The sequence below is a fragment of the Serratia proteamaculans genome (assembly GCF_004684015.1).
Classification (GTDB): domain Bacteria; phylum Pseudomonadota; class Gammaproteobacteria; order Enterobacterales; family Enterobacteriaceae; genus Serratia; species Serratia proteamaculans_F.
The window spans coordinates 37,832-55,321 of the sequence record NZ_SRIA01000009.1 but is presented as its reverse complement, the minus strand read 5'-3'; the positions used below and the strand labels follow the sequence as shown (position 1 = coordinate 55,321).

Here is a 17,490-nt window from a genome sequence, read left to right as displayed (position 1 = left end):
TTCCGGGTTGGGTTAGTTATAACCAATGATCAACACACCGCTGCCTTCAAACGGCCCAGCGGCGGGGGTGCCTTTGGCCTTTAGCGTGGAGGTGATGGTGGTGGTGACGGTGCCGTTGGTTACTGCTACATTGCTGCCGGTAGTGGTACCCAGGTTTTTGCCATCAATGCTGATTTCAGCGGTTAAATCGCCTTTACGCCCCAGATCAAGACTATTACGATCAAGTCTTATTATCGCAGTGGCGTCTTGGTTACAGGTAAAAGAAAGGTTGGTGCTGGCAACTGAGCCGTTAAGTTTATTACCATCGAGGGTGCCATAGTCAATCTCCACCTTACCATTGGTGGTACAAGTCAAATCATAAGGGGGGATATAAGCACAGGCAGCATTACCTCCACGCATGGGGGTCGGATCAGGCTTGACTCCATAACCATCGTTCCTAGGTACGTTCGATTGCGAAATCATCACCCTAACGCAAACATTTTTATACCACTTCGTAACATGCTGCATGGTAGGAGTAGCTTGGGAAGGGCCTGTGAACATAGTAGAAAAGTTACCAATTTTGTTGTCCCAAGCAACTTGTGCATCACGCTCCGTACCATTGTTGGGTATTACCACCATTGGAAGGGTCCTTCCGTAAGAAGTATCGATAGGCAGATAATTTAAGCAGTAAGTAAAACCACCAGCGCCCAGCAGCGGATAACACAGTAAGACGGCACAGCCTCTGCTGTTATGGCAAATAACTTCTTTGTCATCCGTGTCATACCATGTGACCTTCCCTGTCATATATGCTGACCAGTTAACCAAATGCTGTGCTACAGGTGGCGCAGGCCCTTTAATCACTTTCATATCCAGAAAATAAGCGCTATAGGCCTTAGTCACACTGCATCCAACCACTATAAAAAGCGCCAGCAACTTCATTAGCCGCAGCAATGATAATTTCATCGTCAATATCCAATTCAAGGTTTATAAAAAAGCCACTCGGCTACGGATAATCCAGCGTAAAGGTGGCCGTAGTGCTAAAGCTGCCCAGTGTCAGGCTTTTATCGGTTATCGCCTGCGGCTCTGCGCGGACATAGGCCTGCAAGTCAATCAGCGTGCTGCCGACCTTGAGCGGGTATTTTTCACTGGCCTTGTCCAATGCCAGTGCCACCCCCGCCGGGGTTTCCAGCCCGATGGCTACCCCGCCCGCCTGGCTGGCCCCGTCCAGCGCCAGCAGCCCCGGCAGTTTGGCGTTCTCGCTGCCGCTAAAGGTGACGCGCACATCTTTGGCGATCGCCGGGTCACAACCGGTCAAACGCAGCTGGAACGCCTTGCCTTTGGTTCTGCCCATGCTGTACAAGTCTTTGTTGGCCAGTTCGCCGAAATCCAGCGCTACCTGGTCGTCACCGGCGGCCACCACGCAGGGTTCCGCCACCAGTTCGCCGTGGAACTTCATGTCGGTTGCCGCCTGCGCACCGCTCGCCAACCCGCAGGCCAGCAACCCGGCCAGCACTCTCCCTCGCTTGCTCATCCGGTGCTCCTTATTGATAATCCGCCAGCAGCGTCGCGGTGGCGTTAAATGCCCCCTCTTTCAATTTCATGCCCGGCTTTTTCACCGGCACCGCCTGCAACACCGGCAGCGCTGTGGCACTGACCACCAACCGCTGGTTAATCGGCCAGGCCTTGCCCGCCTGCAACAGCCGAATACCCAGATCGGTCACGTCGGTCTGCAGCGCCGCGGTATCAAAACCGCTGACGCTGCCGGTCACCGTCAGCCCCAGGCTCCAGCTCCCCGCCCCCGGCAGGCATGTGATCTGGTAGCTGATGGCCTGCAGATAATTAGTGCCATCCACCTTGTTGACCCCCACCGCTTTGCCGAAGTCGACGTCGATCTCTTTACCACCACTGACGGTGCAGGCCGGTGGTTCCACCAGCGTGCCGTGCATTTTCATATTGGCGGCCAGCGCCGCCCCGGCGACCAGCCAACACATCAGCACCAGCACCGACATCACAGTCCATGTTTTCATCTGCGCTTCCCGTTATTGCACATCCACCATCAGGGTGGCGGTGGCGTTAAAATCCCCACCGCTCAGCGTGACACCGGCCTTTTTCACCGGCACCATCTCCAGCACCGGCAACGTGGGGTAGGTAAAGTTGAACCAGGCGTTGATCGGCTGTTTTTTGCCGCCGTTGATCAACGCAAGCCCCAGGTCGGTTTTATCGGTGGCCAATGCCGTTGCATCAAAGCCTGCGGCGGTACCGTTAATCTGCATCTTCAGCGCATTGCTGCTGTTGCCGCTGCAACTGAGGGTGAAAACCACTCTGGTTTTGTACTGGCTACCGTCGATCAGCGCGGTCTTCAGGGTGCTGCCGAAATCGACGTCGATATCTTTACCGCCGTTGATCACGCAGCTCATGGTCTGGATCACCCCTTTAACGGTGATCGGCTCATTGGCCCATGCCAGTGGCGAGGCCAACAACAACCCTAAGATGCCGGTTCTTATCCCTTTCATGGCGGCCCTCATTCATAACTCAGGCGGAAATTCACCGTGGCGCGATAGGCCCCGGCTTGCAACGGCGCACGGGTGCGCTCCGCTGCCACATACCACACCAGCACCGCGTCACCGGGGCCGACAAACTGCGGTGCGCCCCGACTGCCCAGCCGCACATCCTGCTGTTTACTGTCCACCAGCCGCAGCCCGATCCCGCTGACACCCTGCACCTTAACCAGTTGCGGATTGTCCGCATCGGCCGGTGCCAGAAAGCTCATGGTCATCACCGGTTGCTGCCGGCCCCAGCTCAGGTTGCCAGTGCGCTCATCGCGGCTGGCACCGCTGCCGCGCAGGCAGTCGCGCAGTCGTAGCGTCACCGCCTTGGCGGCGGATCGTGCCCCCACCTGTGCCAATTCCGCCAATGGGGTAACTCCCAGGCTCACCGTCTGGTCGGCGGAATCCATCGCCAACCTGCAAGCCCCTTCGCTCAGCACGCCACTGACATTCAGCGTGCCGTTGGCCCCTTCCACCTGCCAGTTATTGGGCACCTGCCAGTTGTCGTCCGCCGCCCACAGCGGTGCCGATAACAGCCCCGCCCATACCATGAGTATTCTGGTGATTTTCATCCTGCCTCCCTGCCTGATGGTCTGTTTAAGCGCCTGACTTGGCCGCAGCCACCTGACACGCGCCGCCGTTGCAACGGAACACCAACTGCGGGCGGCCGCCGTAATCATTGATATAGGTCAGCACCGGGGTTGCCCCCAGGGCACCGGCGCTGGCCGACAGCATCGCCTGCCCTTTCGGCGGCACCATCAAGGGTTCAAAACCGGTCACGCCGTTGCCTTTGACGCTGCTGGCAGCGTCCACCAATGTGATGTAGTAAGGCGTCGGGTTATTGACCTGATAACGATCCCCCTGGCGGGTTAAGGTCAGCTTTTCCTGCCACGGATTTGCCAGCGCAGCTTTGTCCGGCACTATCGCCTGCGGGCGGTAAAACAGTTTGATGCGCGTTTGCAAAGCAATTTGCAGCGTGTTGGGCTTGCTGCTGCGCGGCGGGATCTCGCGCAAATTGAAGTAGTACAGCGTCTCGCGATCCTGCGCCAATAACTGGACGGCCGGCAGCACCTGCACCTTGACCTGGCTCTCTTTGCCAGGTTCTACCCGCTGTACCGGCGGCAGCACCGCCAGCGGGCTGCTGATTTTGTTGCCCTGCGCATCCTCTATCCACCCCTGCGCCAGATAGGGCAACTGGGTATTCTGGTTTTTGACGTTCAGGCTGACCGACTTGTCGCCGACGTTAACAATCACCCGGGTGCGATCAAGCGAAATAGCGGCCCCGGCCTGAGTGCTGACCAATGCGCCCAGTAACGTAGCGACCATAAAAGCACTGTGTTTAACGTGTTTGTTCATAGCTCACTCATGATTAGGATGAAGAAGAAGTATCCGTGTCGGTGACGCTCAACGCCCGGCACGGCAACAGCAACGCCGACTCGCCCAGTGCAGGCAGAAGTTCCGGCAAGGTGATTTCACAACGGGCGGCGCCGTCCCAGTGCACGGTCATGGTGTCGCCGTGCTGAATACCGCTGAGATACACGCTGCCGTCATCGCTGATGATGCCGGTATTCTGCTTACGGGTATTGAGCACGGTGGCGCCAAACGGCGGCGTCGAACCGTCCGCCAGGCGAACTACCGCCATGGCTTTTTCACCGGCCACCACCTCAAAACGCCGATAACCGATGGCCCCTTCGGTCAGGGTGGCCTGCGCTACCGAGCGGGACGCCTCTACGTTGTCGCCCAACTGCTGCAAGTCGATACTGGCGCGGTTGCGGTAGTAACTGTTGACGTCCGGCACCACCGCCTTGCCCCAGGCATTGGTACGGCTGGTCGGCCCCTGGCCGCGCACCGGCACATCCGGTACGCCCTGGGTGTCGAGCATCAACCGGGTGCCACCGGGCATGTTCATCCGGTGCAGCGCCGCGCCCTGTAGGGTGGCGGTCATGCCGCCGCGCGCCGTCATACCCAGCGAGGTATAGCGATTGGCCTGGTAGCTGACATTGCTGCTCAGCTCGGCGTTATCGCCGCTATGGGTGAAGTAACCGCTGGCGGTAGCACCGCGCCGCGCCGCCCCCAGACGCATCTGGTAGCTGTTGTGCTCATCGATGCGGTCGTAATAGCCCAGATCCTGGCTGTTGTTGCCACGGCTGGCGGCGGCGTTGTAACTGACGGTGCCGCGATCCCCCCAGGGCAACGACAGCGACAGCGACATGCCGTTGTCGGTGGTCTGGTTGTATTGGTTGCGATAGGCCGACAGTGACAGGCTGATATTTTTTATCTGTCCGACGTCGAAATAGCGCGACAGCGCCAGGCTGTAGCGATCGTTCGCCGGACGTTCCCAATAGCTTTGGTGGTTGTAATTGAGGTACGCGCTCAACCCCAAATCGCGGAACTGTTTGTTGAGCACCACGGTGTACATCTCTTTGCTGCCGTATTGGCGAGCACCGTACAGGCGACTAACCAGATAGTCCGCCATGGTCATGTAATCGCGCTCGGAAAAGCGGTAGGCGGCGAAGGTCACCTGGCTGTCGTATTCTTCGAAGTTTTTGGCGTAGCTCAGGCGGTATGAACTGCCACTCAGTGTGCCCCCCTGCTGCTGCGGTAATTCTGCCCGCGAGCCGGTAATATCGAACGACAGTGCGCCAAACGCCATCAGGTCACGCCCCACACCCAGCGCCAATGCGTTGTATTCGCGCCCACCAATGCCGCCACCGTACAGTGACCAACCGTTGCTGACCCCCCAGGAAAACTCCCCGGTTGCAAACGCCGGCCCATCACGACGGTGCGCGACCTCCGACGGTTGTCCCAGCGCCAGCTTGTAGCGCAGCGATCCTGGCCGGCTCAAATAAGGAATACTGGCGGTATTCAGGCTAAAACGCTGTACCGAACCATCCTGCTCTTCCACCCGCACGTCCAGGGTGCCGCTGACCGCATCATTCAAGTCCTGAATGCGGAACGGACCGGCGGCCACCTGGGTTTCATACAACACCCGCCCCAATTGGCTGATCACTACCCTGGCGTTGGTTTTGGCGACCCCGACCACTTCCGGCGCGTAACCGCGTAAATTCGGCGGCAGCATTGCATCGTCCGAAACCAGACTGGCACCGGTGAAACGCACGCTGTCGAAAACTCTCGAATCCAGATAGTCCTCACCCAGCGTCAATTTGGCACGTAGCGCCGGCAACGCCCGGTAAGCGTAATAACGGCTCCAGTCCAGACGCCGTTCACTCTGCCGATTGTTTGCCGTGGAGCTGCTGGCCTGCGCCTGCCAGTCGGCACGCAGCCGCCAGGCGCCCAGATTGCCACCGGCGGTGCCGTTGCCGCTCAGGGTCGAATCGGTACCGCTGCTCTGTTGGCGATTGACCTGACCATTGAGGTTATAGTCGAGCAATACCCCGGGGATGCCTTCGTCCCAGCGCGAAGGGGGGTCCCAGCTGTCGTCGCTGTATTCCAGATAAGCCTGCGGAATAGAAAGATACAGCGATGAAGTCCCCAGTTCGCCGCGCACCGTCATGCCTTTCAGGCTGCTAAAATCCAGGCAGTCATCACGCCAGCGCAAGCCACTTAATATGCTGTCTTTCAGACCGAGCTGTTTCACCAACGCCGGTGACAGGCAGGCGACGCTGCCCTTGGGATCGTCCGGCGGCGCGACAAACACCACCGACTGCTCCGGCAATTCCTGCTGATTGATATGCACCGTCAGGGTGTAGCGACCCGGCATAATGAAACCGCTGCGGGCAAACTGGCTGAGATCAATATTGGCGCGATCTTTCACGTCCAGCACATCGGTGTTAAACACAATGTCGTCCGCCGCCATTACCAGCGGTACCGAAGCCCCTAACGCCAGGGCGATAGCCACTCCCAACTGTGACAGGGGAGCCATGCGATAAACTGCGTCCTTATCAGCCATAACCCAAAATCCTTTTTCCATCACCGGTCAATCTGCACCGGCGCAAACCTGAACGCCTCATGCGTTCATTCACCTATACGGGCCGGTGTAGCCCGTCAGTAGTAATCGAGCTTAAAACGTACTGCGGCGCGGTAATCTCCCGGCTGCAGGGACTGGGCATTACCCACCAGCCGCAGGGTGTAAGGCAGCACCAGGGTGCCGGGTTTTACCGCCTGTGCAGGCAGCGCAACGCCTGGCAATGCAACGCGGCCATTAGCATCGGCAATTTGCAGTGCAATGCCATGAGCGGCACCGGCAATGCGGAACCTTGAGCCGTCCGCCGGGCCGTCGAAGGTGACCTGGAAGGTTTGCCAGTTTGGCTCACGCGGATCGGGCCGCGACAGCGTGCAATTCACCAGACGAATAGCGAAGGGCTGAGCCGGGCCCTGCCCTTCACGGATCAGTTGACCAATGGGTAAAGTGGACAGAGAGATAATTTGCGCCCTGCTACCAAGATCAATGGCGCAGGCGGTATCGATAATTGCGCCGGTCATGCTGACGCTGCCGTGGCCCGCGGAGGCGGTCGGCGCAGCCTGGCTGGCCGGTAACCCGGCACACAGGGCCAGTAGCATCAGATATAAAAGGGAACGAGCCATCTCCCAGCTCCTTAAGCCATGACAATCCGTTGTCAGGAAACATGCGGGGTGAACCCCGCATGTGAGGTAACCGCTAGCGCGGCACGGGGTTACTGATAGGCCAGCGTGAAGTCAACAACGGAACTGAACTCACCCGGCACAATCACCGCCGGTGTATCCTTGCCGCCAGTGGTGGTTGCCGGTGTATCAGGATCGCCCTGCAGATAGGCGGCGAACGCCAGCGTATTGTTGCCCTTCTGGATTGTTTGCTTCTCGGTGGCTTCACCCAGTTTGATCACCCGGCTGGCACCATCGGTAATGGCGATACTGGCACCCTTGGCGGTGCCGGTGATACCGAGCAGATTGGCGTTGCCGGCAGAAGCCGCGCCGCTAAAGGTAGCGGTGACGTTTTTCAAGGTAGTGACGTCACATTTGTCCAGTTTGATGCTGAAGCTTTGCGGGGTGGACTTCCCCTGTTTTACCAATGTCTTATTGGAGATTTGGCCCAGGTTGACCGTTTGGTCCACCGTTTCCGGGGTGATAGAACAAGGCGCGTCGATAATCGAACCTTTAAAGGTCACGGTGCCCGCCTGTGCAACAGAGACTGTACCCATGGCCAATCCCAGGCCCATCATCAAAGTGACCAACTGCTTAATTTTCATCTGAATTTTCCTTTTATGGTTATGCGACGGCGTCGCATAGGTTCCAATCACACATTGATTTACGTTCATCCATTTACGTTTGGTCACCGGCTGCACCTGCCCACAAAGCAGGCTAAAAAACGCAACATTTTGGGCCAAACTGTTGCATTTAGTGAATTACTCTAATTAAAAACAGATAGCATCGTTATTTACCTAAGAATTTAGGAAATAAATGCCATTTAAGAACTTATCACTGGTTTAAAAACGAGATGTAAATTTAATGAATAACAAGGATGGCTGATGGATATAAGAAAACTATGAGTTGAAAAATGGGCAAGCCGCACTGAACATTTAAATAACAATATGAATTAAAACGATAAAAATAAACTTTAGGAATATTCTCTTTCTCGTATTGACACATTTTTACGACGTAATTTAGGATATGTTCCAGTTTGGCCCAAAGTGTTACATTTTTACCCTTAATCCCCCTTTCATTGTTCCCTGCCGAAATATCCTTATTTATTGATAATATTCAGCCCGCAATATCGAACCTCGTGAATAGGTTTAAGCTATTTTCAGGAATAATCCGGCCAATTCATTCAATAGATAAATATTTATAGAGGATCGTATTCAGCAGGCAAAAAAAAGCAGGGCCAGACAAAAAGTCTGGCCCTGTTCAAATAGGGCTTGCTACAGGCGGTAAATTAGCGGTTCAGAACCGCTTTTACTGCCTCGCCGATGTCAGCCAGGCTGCGTACGGTTTTAACCCCTGCCGCTTCCAGCGCCGCAAACTTCTCGTCTGCAGTGCCTTTGCCGCCGGCAATGATGGCACCGGCGTGGCCCATACGTTTGCCTTTAGGCGCGGTAACACCCGCGATGTAGCCAACCACTGGCTTGGTCACGTGTTCTTTGATGTAGGCCGCCGCTTCTTCTTCCGCGCTACCGCCGATCTCACCGATCATCACGATCGCTTCAGTCTGCGGATCTTCCTGGAACAGTTTCAGGATATCGATGAAGTTGGAACCTGGGATCGGGTCGCCACCGATGCCCACACAGGTAGACTGGCCCAGACCGGTATCGGTAGTTTGTTTTACCGCTTCGTAGGTCAGGGTGCCAGAGCGGGAAACGATACCCACTTTACCCGGCAGGTGGATGTGGCCAGGCATGATGCCGATTTTGCACTCGCCCGGCGTGATAACACCTGGGCAGTTCGGGCCGATCATGCGCACGCCGGCTTCATCCAGCTTCACTTTCACGGTCAGCATATCCAGCGTCGGGATGCCTTCGGTGATGGTGATGATCAGTTTGATGCCTGCATCGATAGCTTCCAGAATGGAGTCTTTGCAGAACGGAGCCGGTACGTAGATAACAGACGCGGTGGCGCCGGTCGCTTCTACCGCTTCACGCACGGTGTTGAACACCGGCAGGCCCAGGTGCTCGGTGCCGCCTTTGCCCGGCGTCACGCCACCGACCATTTTGGTGCCGTAAGCGATAGCCTGTTCGGAGTGGAAAGTCCCCTGGCTACCGGTGAAACCCTGACAAATTACTTTGGTGTTCTTATCGATTAAAATGGACATTATTTGCTCCCCACTGCCGCAACAACTTGCTGAGCCGCATCAGTCAGGCTGGTCGCAGCAATGATATTCAGACCGCTGTCCGCCAGTTTCTTGGCGCCCAGCTCGGCGTTATTCCCTTCCAGACGCACCACCACCGGGACGTTAACGCCCACTTCGGCTACTGCGCCAATGATACCGTCGGCGATCAGGTCGCAACGCACGATACCACCGAAAATGTTAACCAGAACCGCTTTCACCTTGTCATCAGACAGGATGATTTTGAAGGCTTCGGTCACGCGCTCTTTGGTTGCGCCACCGCCTACGTCGAGGAAGTTGGCCGGCTCGCCGCCGTGCAGCTTAACGATGTCCATGGTGCCCATCGCCAGGCCTGCGCCGTTAACCATGCAGCCGATGTTGCCGTCGAGCGCAACGTAGTTCAGCTCCCACTGTGCCGCACGGGATTCACGTTCATCTTCCTGAGAAAGGTCACGCATTTCACGCAGTTCAGGTTGGCGGAACAGGGCGTTGCCGTCAGCACCCAGTTTGCCGTCCAGGCAGATCAGATCGCCTTGCTTGGTCACTACCAGCGGGTTGATCTCAACCATCGCCAGGTCGCGTTCCAGGAACAAGGTCGCCAGACCCATGAAGATCTTGGCGAACTGGCCGACTTGCTTGCCGCTCAGGCCCAGTTTGAATGCCAGCTCACGACCCTGGTAAGGCTGTGGGCCTGCCAGTGGATCGATGATTGTTTTGTGGATCAGTTCCGGGGTTTCTTCCGCAACTTTCTCGATCTCAACACCACCTTCGGTGGATGCCATGAACACCACACGACGGCTGGCACGGTCAACAACCGCACCCAGGTACAGTTCTTTATCGATGTCGGTCGCCGCTTCTACCAGGATCTGGTGAACCGGCTGGCCCAGTGCGTCAGTCTGGTAGGTCACCAGACGCTTGCCCAGCCAGGCTTCAGCGAAAGCACGGATATCTTCTTTGCTGTTAACCACTTTAACGCCGCCAGCTTTACCGCGACCGCCAGCATGAACCTGACATTTAACCACCCACGGGCCGGAGCCGATTTTGGATGCGGCTTCTTCCGCTTCACGCGGTGTGGTACAGGCATAACCGGTTGGTGCCGGCATACCATACCGAGCAAACAGCTGTTTTGCCTGATATTCGTGTAAATTCATGATGTTCTATCCATTCAGTTCTGAAGGTTTTAGCCGAGCCATTTTGGCGGAAAACCGCATGACTTTAGTCGGCCACATAGCACAGAGTGTGGGCACGGCGTACCGCGCCCATCAGGGTTACTAAACGTCCAGCAGCAGACGAGCCGGATCTTCCAGCATCTCTTTAACCGTCACCAGGTAGCCAACGGATTCTTTACCGTCAATCAGGCGGTGGTCGTAAGACAGTGCCAGATACATCATCGGCAAGATCACAACCTGGCCTTTCACCGCCATTGGGCGATCTTTAATGGCGTGCATGCCCAGGATGGCGCTCTGCGGTGGGTTGATGATCGGGGTAGACATCAGTGAACCGAATACGCCGCCGTTGGTAATGGTGAAGTTACCGCCGGTCAGCTCTTCCACAGTCAATTTGCCGTCACGGCCTTTAACTGCCAGTTCTTTGATTTTCTTCTCGATGTCCGCCATGCTCATGCTGTCTACATCGCGCAGCACCGGGGTCACCAGGCCACGAGGAGTAGATACCGCAATGCTGATATCGAAGTAGTTGTGGTACACCACGTCGGTGCCGTCGATAGACGCGTTCACTTCCGGGAAGCGTTTCAGCGCTTCAACCACCGCCTTGATGTAGAAGGACATGAAGCCCAGACGTACACCGTGGCGTTTTTCGAAGGCTTCACCGTACTGCTTGCGCATGTCCATGATCGGCTGCATGTTGATTTCGTTGAAGGTGGTCAGCATCGCAGTGCTGTTCTTCGCTTCCAACAGGCGCTCGGCCACGCGCTTGCGCAGACGGGTCATAGGGACGCGCTTCTCGCTGCGGCCGCTCAGAGCAGGCTGCGGAGCGGCTTCAACGGCGGCTGACTTGCCGGCTTTCTTGCCGTTGGCCAGATGCGCTTCCACGTCTTCGCGGGTGATACGGCCACCCACGCCGCTGCCTTTGATGGCAGCGGCATCGAGGTCGTGTTCGGCAATCAGGCGGCGGATAGCCGGGCTGAGTGCGTCGTTGCTTTCTTCTTCCAGGCTGGCGGTTGCGCGCTGGGCTGGAGTGGCTTCTTTAGCCTGGCTTTTTTCTTCGGTCGGCTTGCCGGAGCTGTCGCCCGGACGAATACGGCCAAGGATCTGGCGAGAAAGCACGGTTGCACCTTCTTCTTCCACGATCGCATCCAGAATGCCGGCTTCGCTTGCCGGAACTTCCAGCACCACTTTGTCAGTTTCGATTTCAACCAGAACTTCGTCACGCTGGACGCTGTCCCCTGGTTTCTTGTGCCAGGTGGCGACGGTCGCATCGGCAACCGATTCAGGAAGGTCAGGAACCAGAATATCTACGCTACTCATTTAGCTTTCCCTTAATCTTTAACAATATTCAGCGCGTCATTAACCAGAGCCTGTTGCTGCTTCTGGTGTACGGACATATAACCCACTGCCGGAGAGGCAGAGGCTGGACGTCCTGCGTAACGTAAAGAAGCCCCAAACGGCACCACTTCACGGAAGTTGTGTTGGCTGCAGTACCAGGCACCCTGGTTCAGCGGCTCTTCCTGACACCAGACGAAATCATGCACGTGAGCATACTTCTCCAGCACCGCCTGAAGGGCCTGATGCGGGAACGGGTACAGCTGCTCGATACGTACGATGGCCACATCTTTTTGGTCGTTCTTGCGACGCTGTTCCAGCAGATCGTAATAGACCTTACCGGAGCACAGCACCACGCGTTTGACCGCTTTCGGATCCAAGTCGTCAATTTCGCCAATCGCCGGCAGGAAGGTGCCATTAGCCAGCTCTTCCAGAGAAGACGTTGCCAGCGGGTGACGCAGCAGAGATTTCGGTGACATCACCACCAACGGACGGCGCATACCGCGCAGCGCCTGACGACGCAGCATATGGTAAACCTGTGCCGGGGTGGACGGGATGCACACCTGCATATTCTGCTCGGCACACAGCTGCAGGTAACGTTCCAGACGCGCAGAGGAGTGCTCTGGGCCCTGGCCTTCGTAACCGTGCGGCAGCAGCATCACCAGGCCACACATACGGCCCCATTTCTGCTCGCCGGAACTGATGAACTGGTCGATCACCACCTGAGCGCCGTTGGCGAAGTCACCGAACTGCGCTTCCCAGATGGTCAGGGTGCGAGGTTCTGCGGTGGCATAGCCATATTCGAACGCCAGAACGGCTTCTTCAGACAGTACGGAGTCCCAAACCTTGAACTCGCCCTGCCCGCTGTGGACATTGGCCAGTGGCACGTAGACCGAACCGTTTTTCTGGTTGTGCACTACCGCATGGCGGTGGAAGAAGGTGCCGCGACCGGCGTCTTCACCGGAAAGACGGATTGGAATGCCTTCGTCAACCAACGTGGCGTAAGCCAGCGTTTCTGCGGCGCCCCAGTCAAAGGCTTTGTTACCGGCGGCCATTTCTGCGCGGTCACCGTAGATTTTCGCTACGCGTGACTGCATTTCAATCGCTTCCGGCGCGGTGCTGATGCGACGGGCCAGTTCCTGCAGGCGCTTCATTTCAACCGTGCTTGGGTATTCTTCGTCCCACTCGTGGTTGAGGTACGGCGACCAGGTAAAGGAATGCAGGTTCATCGGACGCCATTCTTCAACCACGCAATCACCGCGGTCGAGTGCATCACGGTACAGGTTGACCATTTCCGTGGCATCTTCCAGGCTGGCGACCTTTTGTTCGGTCAGCACGTCAGCATAGATCTTGCGCGGCGTTGGGTGTTTCTTGATCTTCTGGTACATCACCGGCTGGGTTGCACTTGGCTCATCGGCCTCGTTATGCCCGTGGCGACGGTAGCAGACCAGATCGATCATCACGTCACGTTTGAAGGTGTTACGGAAATCCAACGCCAGACGGGTCACAAAGGCCACCGCTTCCGGATCGTCAGCATTGACGTGGAAGATCGGCGACTGCACCATCTTGGCGATGTCAGTACAGTATTCGGTAGAACGCGCATCCAGCGGGTTGGAGGTGGTGAAACCAACCTGGTTGTTGATCACGATACGCACCGTGCCGCCCACTTCATAACCGCGAGCCTGCGACATGTTCAGGGTTTCCTGAACCACGCCCTGGCCGGTAATGGCGGCGTCACCGTGGATGGTGATTGGCAGTACCATGTTGCTGCGCGCTTCGTCCAGACGGTCACGACGGGCACGTACAGACCCCATCACCACCGGGCTGACGATCTCCAGGTGCGACGGGTTAAACGCCAGCGCCAGGTGAACCATGCCGCCTTCGGTTTCTACGTCGGAGGAGAAGCCCTGGTGATATTTCACGTCACCGGTGCCGAGGTGTTCTTTATGCTTGCCGGCAAACTCGTCGAACAGGTCGGCAGGTTTTTTACCCAGCACGTTGATCAACACGTTCAGACGGCCGCGGTGGGCCATGCCCAACACCACTTCGCGCGTGCCGTTCTTACCGGCGTGGCGCACCATCTCTTTGAGCATTGGCACCAGCGCATCGCCACCTTCCAGCGAGAAGCGTTTTGCCCCTGGGAATTTGGCGCCGAGGTAGCGTTCCAGGCCTTCCGCTGCGGTCAGCTCGTTCAGGAAACGGCGTTTCTCGTCATCACTAAAGCTGGCGTGCCCCACCACCGATTCAATACGCTGCTGGATCCAGCGTTTCTCTTCGGTATTGGTGATGTGCATGTATTCCGCACCGATCGAACCGCAGTAAGTCTGCTTCAGCGCAGCGTACAGGTCGCCCAGCTTCATGGTTTCTTTGCCGATGGCGAAAGAACCCACGTTGAAGGTTTCCTGGAAGTCGGCTTCGGTCAGGTTGTGGTAGGCGGGTTCAAGGTCAGGAACTTGCTCACGCTGCCACAGGCCGAGCGGATCGAGGTTGGCATGCTGATGTCCGCGGAAACGGAAGGCGTTAATCAGCTGCAGTACCTTGACCTGTTTGGCATCGGTGTCTGGATCGTTGATGGTGGTGTTGTAACGCGCGGAGTCTTTCGCCAGGCGGCGGAAGTAGTCACGCGTTTGAGAGTGAAGCTGATCGGGTTTTACACCCGCGGTTGGTAGCTGTTGAAAAATGGAACGCCAGCTATCTTCAACGGAGCCCGGATCGGTTAAGAAGTCTTCATAGAGCTGTTCTATGTAAGACTGGTTCGCGCCCGCCAGATAGGAGGAATCCAGCCAGGCCTTCATTGCGCCGTTCTGCATCATGATCCCTTAAGCTTTGAAGCTTTAGTTTTCGCCGTGGTTAACATAATTACCGTGTTGGATACGGTTTGCCGTAAAAACGGTTCACTCGACGTACTTTTATACCCGTCGCCTTTCAAGTTACAGCGTTGTTACCTGCACTCGCTCACCCCAGTAACTTACTAAAGTAAGCGCCTGGGGATGAACGAGCTTGTCGCCTAGCTGTAACTCGAAATTCATAGGGTATAGCTATTAAGCTCGGTACGTTCTGCTATGGACCTTGCGGTCCCTTACAAGGAACCTCTAAAAACCGGCGGGCGAACCAGGCTGCTTAGTGCCGCAGCCGCGGGTCAGTTTTTAGAGGTTCCCTCCTTTGTGATGTGCGCCGGAAACTGCCCGGCGCAGCATCTCATTCCACTTATGCGCCGCGTTGCAGCAGCATAGACTTGATATGACCGATTGCACGGGTCGGATTCAAGCCCTTAGGACATACACTGACACAATTCATAATGCTATGGCAGCGGAAAACACTGAAAGCGTCGTCCAGATCGTCTAAACGTTCTTCCGTTTCCGTATCACGGCTGTCAATCAGGAAGCGGTACGCCGCCAACAGGCCAGCCGGGCCGATAAACTTGTCAGGATTCCACCAGAATGACGGGCAAGAGGTCGAACAACAAGCGCATAAAATGCACTCGTACAGACCATCGAGCTTGGCACGCTCTTCCGGGGATTGCAGGTGCTCACGCGCCGGCGGGTTCTTGCCGTCGTTCTGCAGGAAAGGCTTGATCTTTTCATACTGGGTGTAGAACTGACCCATATCGACCACCAGATCGCGCACTACCGGCAAGCCCGGCAACGGACGGATCACAATCTTTTTGTTGCCTTTGGTCAGCGACGACACCGGAGTGATACAGGCCAGGCCGTTTTTACCGTTCATGTTGATCCCATCGGAACCACACACGCCTTCACGGCAGGAACGACGGAACGACAGGCTTGGATCTTTTTCTTTCAGCTGGATCAACGCATCCAGCAACATCATGTCGCGACCTTCTTCCGCTTCCAGGCTGTAGTCCTGCATGTGCGGAGCGTCGTCAACATCCGGATTGTAGCGATAAATTGAAAATTCGAGTTTCATCAATCGATCTCCGCAATTAGTATGAACGCACTTTCGGCGGGAATGCCGGGCGCAGCTTCGGTTGCATGTTCACTTCACGACGCGTCATGCTTTCCGATTGCGGCTGATACAGCGAGTGACACAGCCAGTTGGCATCATCACGTTCCGGGAAGTCGAAGCGGCTGTGTGCGCCACGGCTCTCGGTACGGTAGTTTGCCGACACGGCGGTGGAAAACGCGGTCTCCATCAGGTTATCCAACTCCAGGCATTCGATGCGCTGGGTGTTGAATTCGCTGGAGGTATCGTCCAGACGTGCGTTCTTCAGACGTTCACGGATCTCTTTGAGTTCTTCCAGCCCTTTCGCCATCGCATCACCTTCACGGAATACCGAGAAGTTGTGTTGCATACAAGCTTGCAGCGCCTTGCGGATTTCAACCGGATCTTCACCTGAACGGGTGTTGTTCCAGCGGTTCAGACGATCCAGCGACGCTTCTACATCGGATTCGCTGGCTTCACGGCTGGCGCCCTGCTCCAGGATGGATTCCTGCAGATGCATGCCGGCGGCACGACCGAACACCACCAGATCCAGCAGCGAGTTGCCGCCCAGACGGTTGGCGCCGTGCACCGATACGCAGGCAATTTCGCCCACGGCGAACAGCCCCGGGATCACCACGTCTTCGCCTTTCTCGTTCACGGTCAACGCCTGGCCGGTCACTTTGGTCGGAATACCGCCCATCATGTAGTGGCAGGTTGGTATAACCGGGATAGGCTCTTTCACTGGATCGACGTGCGCGAAGGTGCGCGACAGTTCCAGAATGCCCGGCAGGCGGGATTCCAGCACTTCTTTACCCAGGTGATCGAGTTTCAGCTTAACGTGTGGGCCCCACGGACCGTCACAACCACGGCCTTCGCGGATTTCAATCATGATCGAACGGGCAACCACATCACGGCCCGCCAGGTCTTTGGCGTTCGGCGCATAGCGCTCCATGAAACGCTCACCGTGTTTATTCAGCAGATAACCACCTTCACCACGACAACCTTCGGTCACCAGTACCCCGGCACCGGCGATGCCGGTCGGGTGGAACTGCCACATTTCCATGTCCTGCACCGGCACGCCGGCGCGCAGCGCCATGCCGACACCGTCACCGGTATTGATATGGGCGTTGGTGGTGGACTGGTAAATACGGCCTGCACCGCCGGTCGCCAGCACGGTGGCTTTGGCTTTGAAGTAAACCACTTCACCGGTTTCAATGCAGATAGCCGTGGTACCGACCACTGCGCCATCCTGGTTTTTGACCAGATCCAGCGCGTACCACTCGGAGAAGATAGTGGTGTGATTCTTCAGGTTCTGTTGATACAGGGTGTGCAACAGGGCGTGACCGGTACGGTCAGCCGCCGCAGCGGTACGTGCCGCCTGCTCGCCACCGAAATTCAGTGACTGGCCGCCGAATGGGCGCTGATAGATGCGGCCATCGTCGGTACGGGAGAACGGCAGCCCCATATGTTCCAGCTCCAGCACCGCTTCCGGGCCGGTTTTACACATATACTCAATGGCGTCCTGGTCACCGATATAGTCGGAACCTTTCACCGTGTCATACATATGCCATTCCCAGTTATCTTCGTGGTTGTTACCCAGGGCTACGGTAATGCCGCCCTGTGCAGACACGGTATGGGAACGGGTCGGGAATACTTTGGACAGCAGGGCACAAGAAGAGCCCGCTTGAGAAATTTGCAGTGCCGCGCGCATACCTGCGCCGCCTGCACCGATAACTACAGCATCAAACTCTCTGACCGGCAGTTTCAT

The 17,490-nt window shown here is 56.7% G+C and carries 15 protein-coding genes; all 15 read right to left on the bottom strand.

Going from position 1 to position 17,490, the window contains the following annotated elements; all coding sequences use genetic code 11:
* Positions 1 to 12: 12 nt before the first annotated feature.
* The 15 genes from E5C26_RS06485 to sdhA all read right to left on the bottom strand — a co-directional run bounded on the left by E5C26_RS06485 (position 13) and on the right by sdhA (position 17,490).
* The gene (locus E5C26_RS06485; protein WP_135315557.1) at positions 13 to 942 is read right to left on the bottom strand and encodes an MrpH family fimbial adhesin; all 930 of its coding nucleotides are present in this window, start codon (positions 940 to 942) and stop codon (positions 13 to 15) included.
* A gap of 40 nt (positions 943 to 982) precedes the next feature.
* Positions 983 to 1,510 carry a fimbrial protein gene (locus tag E5C26_RS06480; RefSeq protein WP_135315556.1) on the bottom strand — a complete coding sequence of 176 codons (528 nt, stop codon included), beginning with the start codon at positions 1,508 to 1,510 and terminating at the stop codon, positions 983 to 985.
* A gap of 10 nt (positions 1,511 to 1,520) precedes the next feature.
* The gene (locus E5C26_RS06475; RefSeq protein WP_206194243.1) at positions 1,521 to 2,006 is read right to left on the bottom strand and encodes a fimbrial protein; all 486 of its coding nucleotides are present in this window, start codon (positions 2,004 to 2,006) and stop codon (positions 1,521 to 1,523) included.
* Between the two features lie 12 nt (positions 2,007 to 2,018).
* Positions 2,019 to 2,492 carry a fimbrial protein gene (locus E5C26_RS06470; protein WP_240775909.1) on the bottom strand — a complete coding sequence of 158 codons (474 nt, stop codon included), beginning with the start codon at positions 2,490 to 2,492 and terminating at the stop codon, positions 2,019 to 2,021.
* A gap of 8 nt (positions 2,493 to 2,500) precedes the next feature.
* Positions 2,501 to 3,097, bottom strand: coding sequence for a fimbrial protein (locus E5C26_RS06465; protein WP_135315554.1), 597 nt, complete (start codon positions 3,095 to 3,097; stop codon positions 2,501 to 2,503).
* 25 nt (positions 3,098 to 3,122) lie between these two features.
* Positions 3,123 to 3,881, bottom strand: a complete 759-nt coding sequence (locus E5C26_RS06460) for a fimbria/pilus periplasmic chaperone (RefSeq protein WP_135315553.1) — start codon at positions 3,879 to 3,881, stop codon at positions 3,123 to 3,125.
* A 13-nt stretch (positions 3,882 to 3,894) separates the two neighbouring features.
* Positions 3,895 to 6,435: an outer membrane usher protein gene (locus E5C26_RS06455; protein ID WP_240775908.1), complete on the bottom strand. Its 2,541-nt coding sequence runs from the start codon at positions 6,433 to 6,435 to the stop codon at positions 3,895 to 3,897.
* Between the two features lie 95 nt (positions 6,436 to 6,530).
* Positions 6,531 to 7,070 carry a fimbrial protein gene (locus E5C26_RS06450; protein ID WP_135315552.1) on the bottom strand — a complete coding sequence of 180 codons (540 nt, stop codon included), beginning with the start codon at positions 7,068 to 7,070 and terminating at the stop codon, positions 6,531 to 6,533.
* An 89-nt stretch (positions 7,071 to 7,159) separates the two neighbouring features.
* On the bottom strand, positions 7,160 to 7,711 hold the full coding sequence (locus E5C26_RS06445; protein WP_135315551.1) for a fimbrial protein: 552 nt from the start codon (positions 7,709 to 7,711) through the stop codon (positions 7,160 to 7,162).
* Positions 7,712 to 8,394: 683 nt separating this feature from the next.
* Complete coding sequence (gene sucD / locus E5C26_RS06440; protein ID WP_012005705.1) at positions 8,395 to 9,267, bottom strand: succinate--CoA ligase subunit alpha; 873 nt, start codon at positions 9,265 to 9,267, stop codon at positions 8,395 to 8,397.
* Positions 9,267 to 10,433 carry an ADP-forming succinate--CoA ligase subunit beta gene (gene sucC / locus E5C26_RS06435; RefSeq protein WP_135315550.1) on the bottom strand — a complete coding sequence of 389 codons (1,167 nt, stop codon included), beginning with the start codon at positions 10,431 to 10,433 and terminating at the stop codon, positions 9,267 to 9,269. The genes sucD and sucC overlap by 1 nt, the downstream gene beginning before the upstream one ends.
* 120 nt (positions 10,434 to 10,553) lie before the next feature.
* Positions 10,554 to 11,768: a 2-oxoglutarate dehydrogenase complex dihydrolipoyllysine-residue succinyltransferase gene (gene odhB, locus E5C26_RS06430; protein WP_135315549.1), complete on the bottom strand. Its 1,215-nt coding sequence runs from the start codon at positions 11,766 to 11,768 to the stop codon at positions 10,554 to 10,556.
* A gap of 11 nt (positions 11,769 to 11,779) precedes the next feature.
* On the bottom strand, positions 11,780 to 14,593 hold the full coding sequence (gene sucA, locus E5C26_RS06425; protein ID WP_135315585.1) for a 2-oxoglutarate dehydrogenase E1 component: 2,814 nt from the start codon (positions 14,591 to 14,593) through the stop codon (positions 11,780 to 11,782).
* A gap of 397 nt (positions 14,594 to 14,990) precedes the next feature.
* On the bottom strand, positions 14,991 to 15,707 hold the full coding sequence (locus tag E5C26_RS06420; RefSeq protein WP_012005701.1) for a succinate dehydrogenase iron-sulfur subunit: 717 nt from the start codon (positions 15,705 to 15,707) through the stop codon (positions 14,991 to 14,993).
* Positions 15,708 to 15,723: 16 nt separating this feature from the next.
* Positions 15,724 to 17,490 (bottom strand): succinate dehydrogenase flavoprotein subunit, encoded by a 1,767-nt coding sequence (gene sdhA, locus E5C26_RS06415; RefSeq protein WP_135315548.1) that lies wholly within the window; start codon positions 17,488 to 17,490, stop codon positions 15,724 to 15,726.